Origin of the sequence: Amycolatopsis sacchari, assembly GCF_900114035.1 — a bacterium.
Lineage (GTDB): Bacteria > Actinomycetota > Actinomycetes > Mycobacteriales > Pseudonocardiaceae > Amycolatopsis_E > Amycolatopsis_E sacchari.
Window position 1 is genome coordinate 508837 of sequence record NZ_FORP01000002.1, and the last position, 16797, is coordinate 525633.

General features: G+C 69.5%; 12 protein-coding genes and 1 pseudogene. 4 read left to right on the forward strand and 9 right to left on the reverse strand.

The window, feature by feature from the left end; all coding sequences use genetic code 11:
• Positions 1-100: 100 nt before the first annotated feature.
• Positions 101-520 (reverse strand): annotated as a pseudogene (locus BMZ92_RS38775) (DUF6924 domain-containing protein); the annotation flags it as partial.
• Positions 521-1066: 546 nt separating this feature from the next.
• On the opposite strand from BMZ92_RS38775, the gene BMZ92_RS36780 reads away from it, so the two are divergent.
• Positions 1067-2731, forward strand: a complete 1665-nt coding sequence (locus BMZ92_RS36780; RefSeq protein WP_143249807.1) for a hypothetical protein — start codon at positions 1067-1069, stop codon at positions 2729-2731.
• Between the two features lie 461 nt (positions 2732-3192).
• Here BMZ92_RS36780 and BMZ92_RS06555 read toward each other — a convergent pair whose 3' ends face one another.
• From BMZ92_RS06555 to BMZ92_RS06565, 3 genes are read right to left on the reverse strand one after another with little or no spacing between them, the layout of a single operon-like run.
• The gene (locus BMZ92_RS06555) at positions 3193-3405 is read right to left on the reverse strand and encodes a hypothetical protein (protein ID WP_091504789.1); all 213 of its coding nucleotides are present in this window, start codon (positions 3403-3405) and stop codon (positions 3193-3195) included.
• Positions 3405-4442, reverse strand: a complete 1038-nt coding sequence (locus BMZ92_RS06560; protein WP_245782939.1) for an alpha/beta fold hydrolase — start codon at positions 4440-4442, stop codon at positions 3405-3407. Before BMZ92_RS06560 ends, BMZ92_RS06555 begins: the two co-directional genes overlap by 1 nt.
• A gap of 2 nt (positions 4443-4444) precedes the next feature.
• The gene (locus BMZ92_RS06565) at positions 4445-5281 is read right to left on the reverse strand and encodes an SDR family oxidoreductase (protein WP_091504790.1); all 837 of its coding nucleotides are present in this window, start codon (positions 5279-5281) and stop codon (positions 4445-4447) included.
• 127 nt (positions 5282-5408) lie between these two features.
• Here BMZ92_RS06565 and BMZ92_RS06570 point away from each other — a divergent pair, with 127 nt between their 5' ends.
• Positions 5409-8225: an AfsR/SARP family transcriptional regulator gene (locus BMZ92_RS06570; protein WP_177228556.1), complete on the forward strand. Its 2817-nt coding sequence runs from the start codon at positions 5409-5411 to the stop codon at positions 8223-8225.
• Between the two features lie 914 nt (positions 8226-9139).
• Here BMZ92_RS06570 and BMZ92_RS06575 read toward each other — a convergent pair.
• The 5 genes from BMZ92_RS06575 to BMZ92_RS06595 form a co-directional block, all read right to left on the reverse strand.
• Positions 9140-10294, reverse strand: a complete 1155-nt coding sequence (locus BMZ92_RS06575) for an acyl-CoA dehydrogenase family protein (RefSeq protein WP_091504792.1) — start codon at positions 10292-10294, stop codon at positions 9140-9142.
• On the reverse strand, positions 10291-12222 hold the full coding sequence (locus BMZ92_RS06580) for an acetyl/propionyl/methylcrotonyl-CoA carboxylase subunit alpha (RefSeq protein WP_091504793.1): 1932 nt from the start codon (positions 12220-12222) through the stop codon (positions 10291-10293). Before BMZ92_RS06580 ends, BMZ92_RS06575 begins: the two co-directional genes overlap by 4 nt.
• A 2-nt stretch (positions 12223-12224) precedes the next feature.
• Positions 12225-13808 carry a carboxyl transferase domain-containing protein gene (locus BMZ92_RS06585; protein WP_091504794.1) on the reverse strand — a complete coding sequence of 528 codons (1584 nt, stop codon included), beginning with the start codon at positions 13806-13808 and terminating at the stop codon, positions 12225-12227.
• Positions 13809-13877: 69 nt separating this feature from the next.
• Positions 13878-14666: an SGNH/GDSL hydrolase family protein gene (locus tag BMZ92_RS06590; protein ID WP_091504795.1), complete on the reverse strand. Its 789-nt coding sequence runs from the start codon at positions 14664-14666 to the stop codon at positions 13878-13880.
• A 106-nt stretch (positions 14667-14772) separates the two neighbouring features.
• Positions 14773-15552, reverse strand: a complete 780-nt coding sequence (locus BMZ92_RS06595; RefSeq protein ID WP_091504796.1) for an SGNH/GDSL hydrolase family protein — start codon at positions 15550-15552, stop codon at positions 14773-14775.
• Positions 15553-15687: 135 nt separating this feature from the next.
• Here BMZ92_RS06595 and BMZ92_RS06600 point away from each other — a divergent pair, with 135 nt between their 5' ends.
• The gene (locus BMZ92_RS06600) at positions 15688-16275 is read left to right on the forward strand and encodes an SACE_7040 family transcriptional regulator (protein ID WP_091504797.1); all 588 of its coding nucleotides are present in this window, start codon (positions 15688-15690) and stop codon (positions 16273-16275) included.
• 106 nt (positions 16276-16381) lie between these two features.
• Entirely contained in the window at positions 16382-16795 is a 414-nt protein-coding gene (locus BMZ92_RS06605) for a hypothetical protein (protein ID WP_245782940.1), read from the forward strand.
• Positions 16796-16797: the final 2 nt, after the last annotated feature.

The window sequence follows — 16797 nt, forward strand, 5'->3', positions numbered from 1 at the left end:
CGCTCCGGCCCAGGGCGACGGCACGGCTGGTGTCTACCGACGAAAAGCCACCGAGCGCCGCCAGTGCCTGGCGGTGCCGGTCCGAGAGCTGGTAGACGCCCGACGCGCCCGCGGAGTCGATGTAGTCGTCGAAGGTCCGATTCTGGATGCTCAGGTTGCTGATCATCGACCGCGCCCCCTCGGGGGTGGCGCGCAGCGTCCGGCCGGGTTCCTCCACCACGTCGACCAGCAGCACCGTGCGCTCGCCAGCGGAAAAGTCGTCGGCGATCACGAGCACCGGGTAGAGCCTGCTGTCCGGGACCAGTGCCACCAGGTCCGCCACGGACAAGCCCCGGTACGCGGGATCGTCCACCACGACCACCCAACCGTCCCCGATTTCGCCCAGCAACGCCTGCCACGCCGCGTCGTCGCTGAAGTCGGTGCGGACGAGCGGGGTGCGATCGCTTCCAGGCAAAACAGCCACGAAAACCTCCTGAAGCCGTCGAGGGGCGCCAGGATATCGGGACGGGTTCTCCGGCATACGCGCATCGTGGCACACGGTGGGAAAGCAAGGCGAGCGGCTGGCCCAGCGACAGAGCAACTCACCCTACTCAGGCGCGCACCAACAGCTCCGGTTCGAAGCCAACGGCAAGCACACCGTCACCGAAGGCGGCCTGGTCGTCGTCCGCGCCGAGGCACCGGGACGGCCGCGAACCGGGACCTGCCGGAGTGAACGACCTCGGTTTGGACACGCCTCAATGGCGAACCGTCAAGCGTTCGGCCGAACTCAGCCGACGACTCGGCCGGCTTCCGCGCCCAAGCACCTCGCGGCCCGGTCGACATGGCAGACGGTCCCGAACGCCTGCCGAATATTGGCTCTCGAAACACAATTGCCTCTGCTCCGAACGCCCGCCATGCGTCCGCTCGTCATGCCGCTGGTGAATGCACGGGTGACAAACAAGCGCAGGCAAGACCGCACAGCATCCGATGCACCGAAGAGGCGGGTCACCCGCCGTGGTAGTGTTACCCGAAATCTGCTCACCTAACCACCATATGCATGAACCGGGCTGGGCAGGAGCCGTCAAATATGATCAAGAAAATCGTCCGTTACTTGATCGTTCTGGGCGGCGTTGCAGTCTTCCTGACTGCCGCCATACTTCTTCCCGCAGGACTGAGCGGCGGAAGTATCGACTGGTTGTGGCTAGCGATCGTCATACTTGTCGGCATACCAGGGTTGGCCCTATATTCATATTTGTTTCATGCGAAGAAGTTTCGAGAGCAGCCACTCAAACCGTTCGAAAAGAATCGTCAAGTGGCCGCTAGCCGCTCACGAGAACTACAGAACTTGGCGAGCTTGTCGAAGCGGTTGACCCTGACACAGGCACAAGTCTTCGCAATCGGGATTGTTCGACCTGCGCAGATAAACCAACGCCTGGTTGAGCGCTATACGCCCGACAGGCGCACGCTGAGATGCTCGGTCTCGGTCGACGTGAACATTCCCAAGCGGTTGCTGCATTCGACAGAACCCCAACGGGTCTATCTGCCGGCGATCATCGCTAAGAAGGGCGAGTTGCACGACGACCTGATGATGAAAAACAAGGTCGGCGAACCCATAACCTGGCTTTCGTATCGCGAATACGTGACCTTTGTCGCCGAAGTGCTGCATCTTCTGCTTCTGGCTTCATACGGACTCGCCAGGGGGACCAACCTACCCGACGACGCCCGAACAGCCGAAGAAGTGTCCCTGCGCACGATCGTAAACCGCAATCTTGACAAAGAAACAGCGGATTACAGCGGTGTTGACCTACTATCCAAGCTGATTCCCAACAACAATAAACCTAGAGATCTCGCGATACTGCTCGTACGCAGACTCGTCACACATTATGCGATCACCGCGCTAATCGACATCAACCCGAGCACCCCCACACGGTACTCCTACGAGCACATTCTGATCCCCCGAGTGAAGATGACCGGCCCAAAGAACAAGCGCAAGTCGTGGTCACTCTTCGGCGCTTTACGAATCGGCCTCGGAGCACGTCCAGTCGAGATTACGATAGATATCGACAAGAGCGCGGCGTGCAAAAGTTATCACTTGCATCTGGACTGCCCCGACGACGTTTACCTAGCCCGCCAGCGAGTATTCGGTCTCGAGGCGGCGGTAAACCGGCGGGCAGAGGACTCGCCATCGCTTCCACAATGTCGTTTCAGAAGACGACTCGGTCAATCGCATGCCCATTTTTACTGTCGCTATATGCCACAATTCAAAGAAAACGAACAGCCGCAGATCAGATTTGACTACTTCGAGGTTCCGCCCGGTTCGATGCTTCGCGCCGCAATAGCTGCGGTGGCGTGCGCAGCAATCGTCTGGACAGTAGGTTTGCTAGTATCGCGATACGCAAACCCGGACACGGACGCCCCCGCCTTCTTCCTTGCTTTTCCGGCCCTTGCCGCGACCTGGCTCGGTTTCGATCCGCGGGGAAACCGCCTACTGGAAGGAACTCTGTCGGCGCGCGTTTGCCTGATCGCCACGGCGGTACTGTCGATCACGGCAAGCGGTCTGTTTATCGCCCACAAGAGTGCCCAAACCGACGACTGGGCCAAACTGCCGGAGGCGGTGTCCTTCCTGGGCATCCACTACGTCGATTGGGCGATCGTGACGGCAATCGCTTGCCTCAACGCGCTACAGAGCGTGTACAAGACATGCATCCGAACGTGGGAATACTCGATCCTTCTCACAAAGCCACATGGCTGAAAAGGAGACGTGCGTCTATCTTCGGGCAAGTGGAGGTGTTACCGTTGTCCCGAATCACCGCCCGCGTGATCAAAGAATGCGCTCCACTCAGGAAGGGGTCTACCGTGCAAGTGAAACCGGAAAATACCGATACCGAATATACCGGATACAGAGTCTACTCTTGTTCCGTTCGAGAATCGAAACAGGATCCGGAGATGTCGCTTGAAGATATTTACGAAGCTCTAGACGACCTGGCCGTACCGTTCAACAGCGAAAATTCGACTTCCGACAGCCAGCAGTCCATATGACGAGTCGACCCGCCACGCAATCCAGCGGGCAGGAGAAACGCCAAAACCCATGACATGCTCGCACTGCTAACCGCGATTTCCCCGGCCGCGCCCGGAGCCGAAACCGGCACGCTCACGCAGGCCGGCAATTCGGCCTCGACGGCGTAACGATATGTCGGCCGCATACCCTCGAACTCAGCGCTCCTCCGCCTCCTCGCGAGGAGAACCCAGCCGGTCGCTGGAGGTGTCCCAGGCGATCGGCGACATCCGGATCAGGCCCCGCGCCCGCCGGTCACCCCAGCGCGGCATCAGCACCTTCCGCTCACCGCCACGCCGCCGGTCCCGCAGGTCCACGACCAGCGCGATCCCGAGCAGCACCACGACCACCGCCCCCAAGCCGAGCGCCATCACGAGCCTCCCAGGAAAGCGTCGAGGTGAGCCCACGTGGTCGTCCGGGCCCGGCGCCCCGTGAGCACCCCCAAGTGTCCTCCCGGGGCCACCACGAAGTCCACCGAAGGCGCCGACGGCAGCAGGTCCGTCAGCCGCTCCACGGCCCGCCGCGGGGCGATCGTGTCCGACTCGCCCGCGACCACGAGCACCGGCACGCGCACGCCGCTCAGCGAGATGATCCGGCCGTTCAGGTCCAGTTCCCCGTCCGCGAGGTCGTTCGCGCGAAAGAACCGGTGGTACAGCTGGCCGAACGTCCGCCCCGGGTACGCGAGCATGTTGTCCATCAGGTGCTCCACGGCCTCGAGCTGCGCCAGGAAATCCCGGTCGTCGAGGTTGCGCAGGATCGCCAGCGGCTTCGTGATCTCCTTGTCTATCCCCGTCGCCCAGAACACGCGACCGACCACATAGGACGGTGCGCCGCCCAGCAGCCGGTAGAACGGCGTGAGCAGGTGCCCGCCCGTCGCCGCCACGAGCGGGCGGAACGGGGCGATCAGCGGGATCGCGGTGAAGTCCACCGGCGAGGCGATCGTGGCGATCGACGCGATCGGCAGCGACGGCCGGTCCGCCGCCGTGAGCAGCGAGAACAAGCCGCCGAGGCACCACGCGACCACCCGCACGTCCTGCCCGCCGGAGTCCTCGCTGACCTTCCGGATCGCCGTCGGCAGCACCTCGTCGATCCAGTGCTCCACGCCGAGCCGCCGGTCGGAGAACGCCACCGTGCCGTAGTCGACGAGGTACGTCCGCCGCCCCTGCTCGACCAGGTGCTCGGCGAGGCTGCACCCGCGCCGCAGGTCGAAGCACAACGCGGGCGCGGCCAGCGGCGGCACCAGCAGCACCGGCGGCCCGTCCCCGCCACCGTGCATCCGGTACACCGACCGGTTCGGCCCCTGGTCGATCAGCGTGCGCGGCACGGGGCGCAGGTCCGCCACCCCGCCCCGCAGCTTCCCCGCCACGTTCGCCGCCGCGGCCGCCAGGCTCACCGGAGACAGACTCAGACTCAAGACCGCCGCACCCTCGCCTCGTACTCGGCGCGCGCACCCGCGTGCGCGCGCAGGAACACCCTGTCCGCACCGACCGCCCGGAGGAACCACTCCGACGCCGCCCTCGGCACGAGCCGCCCGAGCCGGCCCGTCCAGTCCAGCGAACGCGGTACGTACACGTCGAACCGCGGCCGGCGCACGACGTCCACGATCGCACGCGCCACGTCCTCCGGCCGCAGCGACTTGAACAACTTCGTCTCGACCAGCCCGTCGGCCAGGTGGGTGCGCACCACCGCGGGCATCACGCACGCGATGTCCACACCGGACCCCCGCAGCTCGAGCCGCACCGCCTCGGACAACCCCACGACCGCGTGCTTCGTCGCGCAATACGTTGCGGCGCCGGGAAAACCGGCCTTGCCCGCCATCGACGCGACGTTCACGATCAGCCCCGCGGCACGCGGCCGCATCCGCTTGACCGCCTCGCGCGTCCCGTGGATGACGCCGTGCAGGTTGATCTCCAGCTGCCGCGTGGTCGCGTCGTCGTCCTCCTGCTCCAGCGGCGCGAGCAGCATGATCCCGGCGTTGTTGATCAGCACGTCGATCGGCCCGAGCCGTCGCTCGACCTCGTCGAGGAACTCGCCGAACGCGCGCCCGTCGGTCACGTCGAGTGGCAGGGCCAGCGTGTCACCACCCAGCTCGGCGGCGGTTTTCTCCGCGCCCACCTGGTCGATGTCGCCGATCGCCACGCGCGCGCCCAGCCGGACCAGCGCTCTGGCCGTGGTCGCGCCGATCCCCTGCGCACCTCCGGTGATCACGATGACCTTGCCCCGCAGCTCCGTTGCCATGGCGCTCATCCTGCCGGGCAGGAGACAGATTTTCCAGCAGTGTCACAGCGGGCCGCGGCCTCCGGGACGCGTGTGGCCCGCCTCCGACCTGCGCACGTATGGTCTTGGTGAACGCGATTCAAGGGAGATCACGACCGTGGCCAAGGCAGCGTGGCGCTTCCGCCTGCTCGGCCGGTTCTCCGTCTGCGCCGACGGGGAGCCGGTGCGCATCCGCTCGCGCCTGCACCAGACGCTCCTCGCCACGCTGCTCGCCCACCCCGACCAGGTCGTGCCCGCCGACGACCTCGTCGACGCCATCTGGCACCGCCGCCCGAAGAACGCCAGCAACAGCCTGCACGTGCTCGTCAAACGGCTGCGGGCCGCGCTCGGCGACCCGGACCGCGTTCGCGCCGAACCGGGTGGCTACCGGATCGTCGTCGCGGAGGACGAACTCGACCTGCTCGAGTTCACCACCCTCCTGGCGAAGGCGAGGGAGGCCGGAGATCCGGCCGCGGAACGCGCCCTGCTCGCCGAGGCGCTCGGCCTGTGGAGTGACGAGCCCGTCCCGCTGCCGCTGAGCGAGGCCGACCGCCGCGAGCTGGAGGAGCTGCGACTGACCGCGCTCAGCCGCGCCATCGCGCTCGACCTGGAGGCCGGCCGCGCGGCCGAGGCGATCCCCGAACTGCGGAGGCTCACCCAGCGCCACCCGCTGCGCGAGAGCTTCTGGGCCCAGCTCATGCGGGCCCTGCACCAGATCGGCGCGCAGGCGGAGGCGCTCGCGGTCTACGCCGAAGCGCGTGCCGTGCTGGCCGAGGAGCTGGGTGTGGAACCGGGTGCGGAGCTGCGGGACCTGCACGCCGCGGCGCTCTCCGGGGACTCCTCCGGCGAATGGGCGCCGGTGTGCCAGCTCCCGTCCCGCGCGGAAGACTTCGTCGGCCGCGAGGACGTGCTCGAACGGCTCGAACAGCTGCTGGAACCGGCCGAGGCGGCGCGGGTCGTGGTGGTGTGGGGGCAGCCCGGCGTAGGCAAGAGCACGCTCGCCGTCGAGGCCGCGCACCGGCTGCGTGAGCGCTACCCGGACGGGCAGTGGTTCGCGGCGCTCTACGACCGGCACGCCGGCCGGACCTCCGCGCACGAGCTGCTGGAACAGTTGCTGCTGGCCAGCGGCGTGCCCGCCGGGCAGATCCCGGCGCAGACCGGTGCCAGGGCGGCAGCGCTGCGGGCCCGGCTCGCCGACCGCCGGGTGCTGCTCGTGCTGGACGACGTGGCGGAATCCGCGCAGATCGCGCCCGCGCTGCCCGGCACCGGGCGGTGCGCCGTGCTCGTCACGTCCCGGCGGTCCCTGCTCGACCTGCCGAACGCCCGGCGCGTCCGGGTCGACCCCCTGCGCGGGGACGGCGGGATCGACCTGCTGACGCGGATGATCGGCGGCGCGCGGATCGCGGCGGAACGGGCGCACGCCGAGGAGCTGGTGCGGCTGTGCGGCGCGCTGCCGCTGGCGTTGCGCATCGCGGGTGCCAGGTTGTCGCTGCGGCCCGAGGCGCCGCTGGCCGCGCTGGCGCAGCGGCTGCGGGACGAACGGACCCGGCTCGACGAGCTGGCGGTCGAGGGGATGGAGGTGCGGGCGAGCCTGTCCCTCACCTACCGCGGTTTGAGCCCGGTGGCGCAGACCGCGTTGCGGCGCACGGCTTTGTTGCCGCGCACGGGTTTTCCGGCGTGGGCGCTCGGCGCGGTCACCGACGGCGGCGACGGGGACCGGCTGGTCGAGGCGCTCACCGCGTCGGCGCTGCTGGAACCGCGGGGCGGCGACCGGTACCGCACGCACGACCTCGTGGCGTTGTACGCGCGGGACCTGGCCGCGGAGGAGGATTCCCGGCCGGCGCTGCGGCGGTTGCTCGACGTGCTGCTGTCGCGGGGCGAGGAGGTCTACCGCGAGGCGGCGCGCTGGACCGAGGAGCTGCAGCCCTACCAGCCGCCCGGCACGACGCCCGTCCGGCTGGACCTGCCGCCCCTGGAGTGCCCGGCGGGGTGGGCGAGCGCGGAGCGGGACCTCCTGCTGGCGGCGATCGACCAGGCGTGCTCGGTGGGCTGGCACGCGGACGCGGCACGGCTGGCGGACCTGGTGATCCCCGCGCTGCACCTCGGGGGCGGGTTCGACCAGCTGGCGGCGGCGCGGCAGCGGATCGCCGAGGCGGCGCGGGCCGCGGGGGACGAGCTGGTGGCGTGGCGGGCGGACTACGGCAGGGCGGAGGCTTCGCTCGCCGAGGACGTGGCCGAGTCGGAACGCACGTTCGTCGCGTGCGCGGAGGCGTTCGACCGGCTGGGCGCGACGACCGAACTCGTGTACAGCCTCACCGGAGTGGCGTTCTGCCGGATGATGCGCAACGAGCCGGACCTGGAGACGGCGGAGCGGGCGGTGCGGATCGCCGAGACGGGTGAGGACCGGATCGCGTACTGCACGGCGAGCCGGACGCTGGCGCAGACGTTGCAGCAGCACGACCGCGTGCGCGAGGCGATGTGGGTGCTGAAGAAGACGACGCAGGAGGCGTTGAAACTGGACGTGCCGTCGTTGACGGCTGGGCTGTTCCGGGAGATGGCCAGGACCGCGCTGTTGCTGGGCGACACGGAGGCGGCGGCGTCGGCGTGTGCGGAGGCGGCGCCCCTGCTCAGCGGCAACCCGCACGACGAGGGCTGGCTGCTGCAGCTGCGCAGCCGTGTCGAGACGGCGCAGGGCAGGTTCGCCGAGGCGGCCGCCACGGCCCGGCGCTCACACGAGATCTTCACCGACCTGGGTGACCGCCGCGCGGCGGCGAGCTCACTCATCTGGCTGGCGGACGCCCTCTGGCACGGCGGCGAACGCACGGAGGCGGCGGCACTGGCCCGCCAGGCGCGGGACGCACTGGCGGCCATGGGCTCGACGATCCTGGCGCCCCAGGCGGAGCACATCCTCAACCGCGTGGGGCGCAGCGCCTGACGGGGTCGGAGTGGGGTGGGGTTGGAGTGGGGGTTGGGGCTGGTTCGTGAGGTCGGGTGGGGGCGATGGCCGGGTGGCGGTCGCGAGGCGGTCTCCGGGTGGGAGGTTCGTGGGCTGGAGGGTCGGGGCTGGGGCGAGGCGGGTGGCGGCGCACGGGGTGGGCCGCGCGGCGGTCGCGGCACGGCCCGGCGGTAACGGCACGCGTGGGCGAGCTTCCGCGAAGTAGCCTCCGACAGCTGGACTGGAAGGCCCACCGTCGGCGTGCGCGGACGCGGCGCTTCCGGCGACGCACTCTGGACAGAGGAAAGGGTGTGACAGTTCCCCGCTAGATGCCCCGCTCGGATGAGCCCGATGCACCTGGATGGAGGGTAAGCGCCGAACTGTCAGTGACGTGTCAGTGCCGCCCTGCCATCATCCCTACAGGGCTGGACCGCGAATGGGGGTCGGCCCAGCGACGTTGCGTCGGGCGGCGGCAGCCCCGTGCCGCCGCCGGACTCAACAGCCTCTTCAGACCGGTCATCTCAGCGGCCCTCGCAGCAGCCACCCGGGCGACCGCGAACCTCACGGCCATCCGCGACAGCCGCGGCCCAGCCATCGCGCCACCCAACCGCAGACCGCCTCGTCGTGAGGCCCCTGCCGCCCAGCCCGGCCGCCGCCCGCCCAGCAGCAGGCCGCCGGGCCGTGGGGCCCCTGCCGCCCGGCTCGGCCACCGGATCCCGGCCGCCTCACCAACCGGGCCACCCGCCAACCGACCCCGGCACCCGCCGTCCAGTCCCGCGCCGCCCGGTCCCGACTGCCGCAAGCCATGGGCCACTCCGCGACCGAGCACCGGGCACCGGGCACCGGGCACCGGGCACCGGGCCAGGGGAGCGCCCCCAGCCCCCAGCCGTCAGCGCAGGCCCGGCCCCCGGCCGTCAGCGGAGGCCCAGCTCCCTGGCGATCAGCATCCGCTGGATCTCGCTCGTGCCTTCGCCGATTTCCAGGATCTTCGCGTCGCGGTAGAACCTGCCTACCGGGTACTCGTTCATGAAGCCGTAGCCGCCGAAGATCTGCGTTGCGTCGCGGGCGTTGTCCATCGCCGCGTTCGACGACACCAGTTTCGCGATCGACGCCTCCTTCTTGAACGGCTCGCCGCGCAGCATCTTCGCCGCCGCCTGGTAGTACGCCAGGCGCGCCGTGTGCGCCCGCGTCTCCATGTCCGCGATCTTGAACTGGATCGCCTGGTACGTCCCGATCGCCGCGCCGAACGCCTGGCGCTCCCGCACGTACCGCAGGCACTCGTCGACACAACCCTGCGCCAGGCCCACGCTCAACGCGGAGATCGCCACCCGACCCTCGTCCAAAATGGACAGGAACTGCGCGTATCCCCGACCGCGCTCACCGACGAGGTTCTCCGCGGGCACCCGGCAGTCCGAAAAGGACAGACCGTGCGTGTCGGACGCGTTCCAGCCCACCTTGGAGTACTTCTGCTCCACCGTGAACCCGGGCGTGCCCGACGGCACGATGATCGCCGAGATCTCCTTGCCACCGTCCGGTTTCGTGCCCGTCACCGCCGTCACCGTGACCAGCCGCGTGATGTCCGTGCCCGAGTTGGTGATGAACGACTTGCTGCCGTTGATCACCCACGAGTCCCCGTCCAGCCGCGCCGTCGTGCGCGTGGCACCCGCGTCCGAACCGCCGCCCGGCTCGGTCAGCCCGAACCCGCCGAGCGCCTCCCCCGCGCACAACGCGGGCAGCCACTTCTCCTTCTGCGCCTGGCTGCCGAACCGGTGGATCGGCATCGCCCCCAGCGACACCCCGGCTTCGAGCGTCACGGCCAGCGAAGAGTCCACCCGGCCGAGCTCCTCCAGCGCGAGGCACAGCGCGAAATAATCACCGCCCATCCCGCCGAACTCCTCCGGGAACGGCAGCCCGAACAACCCCATCCGGCCCATCTGCGCGACCAGGTCGTACGGGAACTCCTCGCGCTCGTAGAAGCCGCCGATCACCGGAGCCACCTCGCTGCGCGCGAAGTCCTCCACCGTCTTCCGCAGCGACTCGTACTCTTCGTCCAGCCTGAAGTCGATCATTTCTCCGCCTCCGGGGTCACCACGGCCAGCACCTCGTCCAGCGCGACCTGTTGGCCCGCCTGGACACGCACCTCACGCACCACCCCGTCCACCGGCGCGACCAGGGTGTGCTCCATCTTCATCGCCTCGACCACGAGCAGCGGCGCCCCCGCCGCGACCCGCTCGCCGGGCGCCACCTTCACCACCAGGACCGTGCCGGGCATCGGGCTGACGACCGGGCCGCCCTCGTTCGACTCTCCGCGCGTCGCCAGCAGGTTGGGCCGCTCGCCGACCGCCACCGCGAAACCGTCACGCGCCAGCCATTCCCCCGCACGCCGGTACCGCCGGAACTCGCCCGCGTAGTGCACGTCGAGCCGGTTTCCCTCGCGCCGCGCGGAAACCCGCACCGGCTCCCCGTCGCCGACGACGACCGTCGCCGCGTCCGGCGAGCCCTCGACCCGCACCAGCGCCTCGGTCTCCCCGGCCTTGAGGCGCATCGTCACGCCCCCGCCGCCGCCCAGCCGCCAGCCGCTCGGCACGTCCCACGGGTCCACGACGTCGCCCGAGGGCTGCAGGTCGAGCACCCGGTCCAGCGCGGCGGCGACGAAGAACTCCTCCGGCACCTCCGAGGGCACGAGCGACTCCAGCCGCCGCTCCACCAACCCGGTGTCGATCTGTCCACTTCGGACATCCGGGTCCGCGAGCAGCGCACGCAGGAACGCGACGTTCGTGGTCAGGCCCAGCACAGCCGTGTCCGCCAGCGCGCAGTCGAGCCGGTGCAGCGCCGCCGCGCGGTCCGGCCCCCACGCGACCACCTTCGCGAGCATCGGGTCGTAGTTCGAGCTGACGACCGTGCCGGGGCTCAGCCACGAATCGACACGCACGTCGGTGGGCTCGTGCAGGTCGAGCACGGTGCCGCCGGTCGGGATGAAGCCCCTGGCCGCGTCCTCGGCGTAGACGCGGACCTCCACCGCGTGCCCGTCGAGCCGGATGTCCTCCTGCGTCAGGGAAAGCGCTTCCCCGGCGGCGACGCGCACCTGCCACTCGACGAGGTCGAGCCCGGTCACCAGCTCGGTGACCGGGTGCTCGACCTGCAGCCGCGTGTTCATCTCCATGAAGAAGAACTCGTCCGGCGCGTGTGCCGACACGATGAACTCGACCGTGCCCGCGCCGGTGTACCCCACGGACCGGGCCGCCTCCACCGCGGCCGCGCCCATCCTCGCGCGGGTCGCCTCGTCGAGGAGCACCGAGGGCGCCTCCTCGACAATCTTCTGGTGCCGCCGCTGGAGGCTGCACTCGCGCTCGCCGAGGTGCAGCACTGTGCCGTGCGTGTCGGCGAGCACCTGGATCTCGATGTGCCGCGGCGTGGTGACGAAGCGTTCGAGCAGCAGCCGGTCGTCCCCGAAGGCCGAACGCGCCTCGCGCTGCGCCGACTCCACCGCCGCCGCGAGGTCCGCCGGGTCGGTCACCAGCCGCATGCCCTTGCCGCCACCGCCCGCGGACGGCTTGAGCAGCAGCGGGTAACCGACCTCGGCGGCTGCCGCGGCGATCTCGTCCACTTCGGACACACCGGGCACCACCGGCACCCCGGCGGCCGACACCGTGGCCTTCGCCGCGATCTTGTCACCCATCGCCTCGATAGCTTCGGCGGGCGGGCCGATGAACACCAGCCCGGCCTCGGCGCAGGCGCGCGCGAACCGCGCGTTCTCCGCCAGGAAGCCGTAGCCGGGGTGCACCGCCTGCGCACCGGCGCGCTGCGCGGCTTCCACCATGTCCGAAATGGACAGGTAGTCCGAAACGCGCACCGCGGTGTCGGCCTCCCGCACCGCGCGCGTGCCGGCGTCCGCGTCCGTGTACACCGCCACCGAGCGGATTCCCATGCGCCGCAAGGTGTTCATCACCCGCACCGCGATCTCCCCGCGGTTCGCGACCAGCACCGTGTCGAACATGATCACATCCTGAATACGCCGTAGCCGACGGGTTCCAGCGGCGCGTTCGCCGCGACGGACAACGCGAGCCCGAGCACCGTGCGGGTGTCCGCCGGGTCGATCACGCCGTCGTCCCACAGCCGCGCGGTCGAGTAGTACGGGTTGCCCTGTTCCTCGTACTGCGCCCGGATGCGGTCCTTGAACTCCTCCTCGTCCCCGCCGTCACGCCGGACGGCCGAGAGCACCTGCGCCGCCTGCTCCCCGCCCATCACCGAAATCCGGGCGTTGGGCCACATCCACAGGAACCGGGGCGAGTACGCCCGCCCGCACATCGAGTAGTTCCCGGCGCCGAACGACCCGCCGATGATCACGGTCAGCTTCGGCACCCGCGCGCACGCCACGGCGGTCACCATCTTCGCGCCGTGCTTGGCGATGCCGCCCGCCTCGTACGCCTTGCCGACCATGAACCCGCTGATGTTCTGCAGGAACACCAACGGGATCGAACGCCTGTCGCACAGCTCGATGAAGTGCGCGCCCTTCATCGCCGACTCGGCGAACAACACGCCGTTGTTCGCGACGATGCCGACCGGGTGCCCGTGGATGCGGGCGAACCCGGTGACGAGGGTCGCCCCGTACTCCTTCTTGAACTCGGCGAACCGGCTGCCGTCGACGATCCGCGCGATCACCTCGCGCACGTCGTACGGCGTGCGGGAATCCACCGGCACCGCGCCGTAGAGCTGCTTCGGGTCCACCACCGGCTCCTCGACCGGCGCGACGTCCCACGGGCGCGGCGCGCGCGGGCCGAGCGTGGAGACGATGGACCGGACGATCCGCAGCGCGTGCCCGTCGTCGTCGGCGAGGTGGTCGGTGACGCCGGACTGCCGGGCGTGCACGTCCCCGCCGCCCAGCTCCTCCGCCGTGACGACCTCACCGGTCGCCGCCTTCACCAGCGGCGGGCCGCCGAGGAAGATCGTGCCCTGGTTCCGCACGATCACCGCTTCGTCGCTCATCGCCGGGACGTACGCGCCGCCGGCGGTGCACGAGCCGAGCACCGCGGCGATCTGCGGGATACCGCGTGCGGACATCGTCGCCTGGTTGTAGAAGATGCGGCCGAAGTGCTCGCGGTCGGGGAACACCTCGTCCTGCCGGGGCAGGAACGCGCCGCCGGAGTCGACGAGGTAGAGGCACGGCAGGTTGTTGTGCAGCGCCACTTCCTGCGCCCGCAGGTGCTTCTTGACGGTCATCGGGTAGTAGGTGCCGCCCTTGACCGTGGCGTCGTTCGCGACGATCACGCACTCGCGGCCCGACACGCGGCCGATCCCGGTGATGATCCCGGCGGCCGGCGCCTCGTCGTCGTAGAGGCCGTTCGCGGCGAGCGGGGACAGCTCCAGGAAGGGGGAACCGGGGTCGAGCAGCGCGTCGACCCTGTCCCGCGGCAGCAGCTTGCCGCGCTCGACGTGCCGGGCGCGGGCCTTCTCCGGGCCGCCGAGCCGCGCGGCCGCGAGCCGCTTGTGCAGGTCCTCGACCAGTTCGGCGTGCGCCGTCGCGTTGCGCGCGTAACTCTCGCTCCGCGGATCCACCGCGGTGGTCAACGTCGGTGTGTCCATGCCAGCCCAGGTTAGTCGTCGTTAACTACTGCCCCGATGTTAACGACGACTAACCACGCTGTCCAGCGGTCAGAACGCGGCGGTGAACGTCGGGTAGTAGCCGCTCGCCTGACCGGTCGCGGTCGGGTGGTACGACTCGTCGATCGGCAGGGTCACGCTGTGCAGCCACGCCGAACCGGAGCAGATCTCGTGCCCGGTGAAGGCGGGCCGGACGTCGGCGAAGGTGAACCCGGCGTTGGCCGCCTCCTTCTCGATCACCGTGTCCAGCGCGTCCGCCCCGCCGTTGATGTAGCCGCGGGAGGTGTCCGACAGCCCGACCGAGCAGGACCCGCCGATCTTGTAGAAGTGCGGGTAGCCGAGCACCACGACCTTGGCGTTGGGCGCCTTGCTCCGGATGGTCCGGTACACGGTGTCGAGCAGGCCCGGCAGGGTGGTGTTGACGTAGTCGGTGGCGTTCGCGATCGCGGTCTTGCAGCCCGAGTCCCCGCCGAGGATGCAGTCCTGCATCACGCTGCTGAACCCGGCGTCGTTGCCGCCCACGCTGATCGACACGAGCGTCGTGCTCGCGCTCAGCGCGCCCACCTGGTTGTTGAGCACGTCCGAGGTCTTCGCCCCCGAGCACGCCTGGAAGCTCAGCGACGCCCCGCTGCTGCTCGCGTAGAGCGACGGGTACGCCTTCGAACTGCGCTTGCAGCTGCTCGAGTCGATGTAGGACCCGGCGCCGACTCCCGAGGAGTAGGAATCGCCGAGCGCGACGTAGTTGATCGTGGCGGCCTGGGCGGCCGTGGTGAGTCCCAGCGTGGCCAGTACCACGGCGACGATGACGGTGACGGTTCTGCGGGCTGCGGGGACGGACATGGGTCGAACGCCCTTCTCTGAAGTGACAGACCTCCTTTAGATGTAGCAGGGTTGTTTCTCACAGGGACCCGCAATTAGTTGGAAAGTGGTAACGAGACGGCGAACGTCAGAGTGCGCCGGTGAACGCCGGGTAGTAGCCGCTCGCCTGGCCGGTGACGTTCGGGTGGAACGACTCGTCGAGCGGGAAAACCACGTTGTTGAGCCAAGCCTCGCTCGCGCAGGCTTCGTGTCCGGTGAAGGCGGGACGCACGTCGGCGAACGCGAAACCGGCGTTGGCGGCCGCCTTGCCGATCACCGCATCGAGTTCGTCGGCGGCACCGTTGATCAGCCCGCGGGAGCCGTCGGACGGGGCGAACGCGCAGGACGTGCCGAGCTGGTAGATGTGCGGGTAGCCGAGCACCACGACCTTCGCCTGCGGCGCCTTCACGCGGATGGCCGAGTAGAGGCCATCGAGCTGACCCGGCAACGTGTTGTGCACGTAGTCCACGGCCTTGTCCACCGCGGCCTGGCACGCGGCGTCGCCGCCGAGCACGCACTCCTGCATCACGTCGGTGAACCCGGCGTCACTGCCGCCGACGCTGATCGAGACGAGCGCCGTGCTCGCGCTCAGCGCGTCGAGCTGCTTGGCCGTCACGTCGGTGGTGGTGGCACCCGTGCAGGCCTGGAAGTTCAGCTTCGCACCGCTGTTCTGCGCGTACAGCTCCGGGTACGCGACCGCGCTGCGCTTGCAGTCGGCGTTCGTGTAGGACCCGGCGCCGACCCCGGCGGAGTAGGAGTCGCCGAGCGCGACGTAGTCGACGGTGTCCGCCTGTGCGGCCGTGGTGAACCCGAGCGCGACCAGTACGGCGGCGGTGAGCGCGGCGAACGTTCTGCGTGCGGTGGTCATGGAGCTCCTTTCGTGGAAGAGGGCCCACGCTGGCACCCGGCTCCCGCCTACCGGCGGGTTTCTGCCCTGACGTCCCCGCGAATCCGCCCCGGGCAGACGTTAGCGGTCGCTAACTTGACCCGATAGCATGAAGGAATGTCCAGCTCCACCCCCCTGGTCAACGGCGAGAAGGCGAGCCGCCGCGAGCAGATCCTGACCGCCGCGGCCGAACTGTTCGCGCGGCACGGGTTCCACGGGGTGGGCATCGACGACATCGGCGCCGCGGTCGGCATCTCCGGTCCCGCGCTGTACCGCCACTTCCGCAGCAAGGACGCGATGCTGGGCGAGATGCTCAGCTCGATCAGCCACTACCTGCTCGACGGCGGCACCGCGCGGGCGGAGCGGGCCGAGGACCCGGAGCACGTGCTCGCCGAACTGGTCGACTTCCACGTGGACTTCGCGTTGAGCCAGCCGTCGTTGATCACCGTGCAGGAGCGCAACCTGGCGAACCTGACCGACGAGGACCGCAAACAGGTGCGCGCGTTGCAGCGCCGCTACGTCGAGGTGTGGGTGAAGGCGATCAGGGACGCGGTGCCGGGCGTCAGCGAGCGGCGCGCGCGCTCGGCCGCACACGCCGTGTTCGGTCTGATCAACTCGACGCCGTACAACCGCTATCTGGCTGACGAAGAACTCGCCGCGCTGCTGCGCCGGCTCGCGCTCGGTGCACTGCGCGCACTCGCGTGAGTCACCCGTTCTTCGCACTGGCGCGAACCCCCGATCTCTGGTGTTTGATAGGCGGGTGAGCAGCGAGCAGAAGATCGTGGCGAAGGCACAGCGTGCACTCGTCGCGATGCGGCTCGGCCGGGACGACGACGCGCTCGACGAGGTGGCGCCGTCCTCCACGGCCGAGATGCGCGAACTGGTGCTGTTGCTGTTCGGCGAGTGCAGCACGATGGTGTCCGCGCTGGGCGACGGCGGCAGCGCGCCGGTGAAGGTGCAGGTGTTCGACGAGGCGGGCGAAGAGGTCCCGATCGACGAGGCCGACCCGCCGGTGCGCACGGCCGTGCGCACGCTGCTCGCGGAGGTGCACGGCAACACCGAGGCCGCCGAGGAGCAGGTGGAGATCGCCCTGTCGAGCGCGGCGCCGGACGAGGTGAACAGCCTGGTGCTGCAGGCACTGCGCTGGACCATCCGGCTGTCCGCCGAGTGCCTCGACCGGGACCTGCCGGTCACCGACTGGGTGCACGAGGCACTGGCGGACTGAGC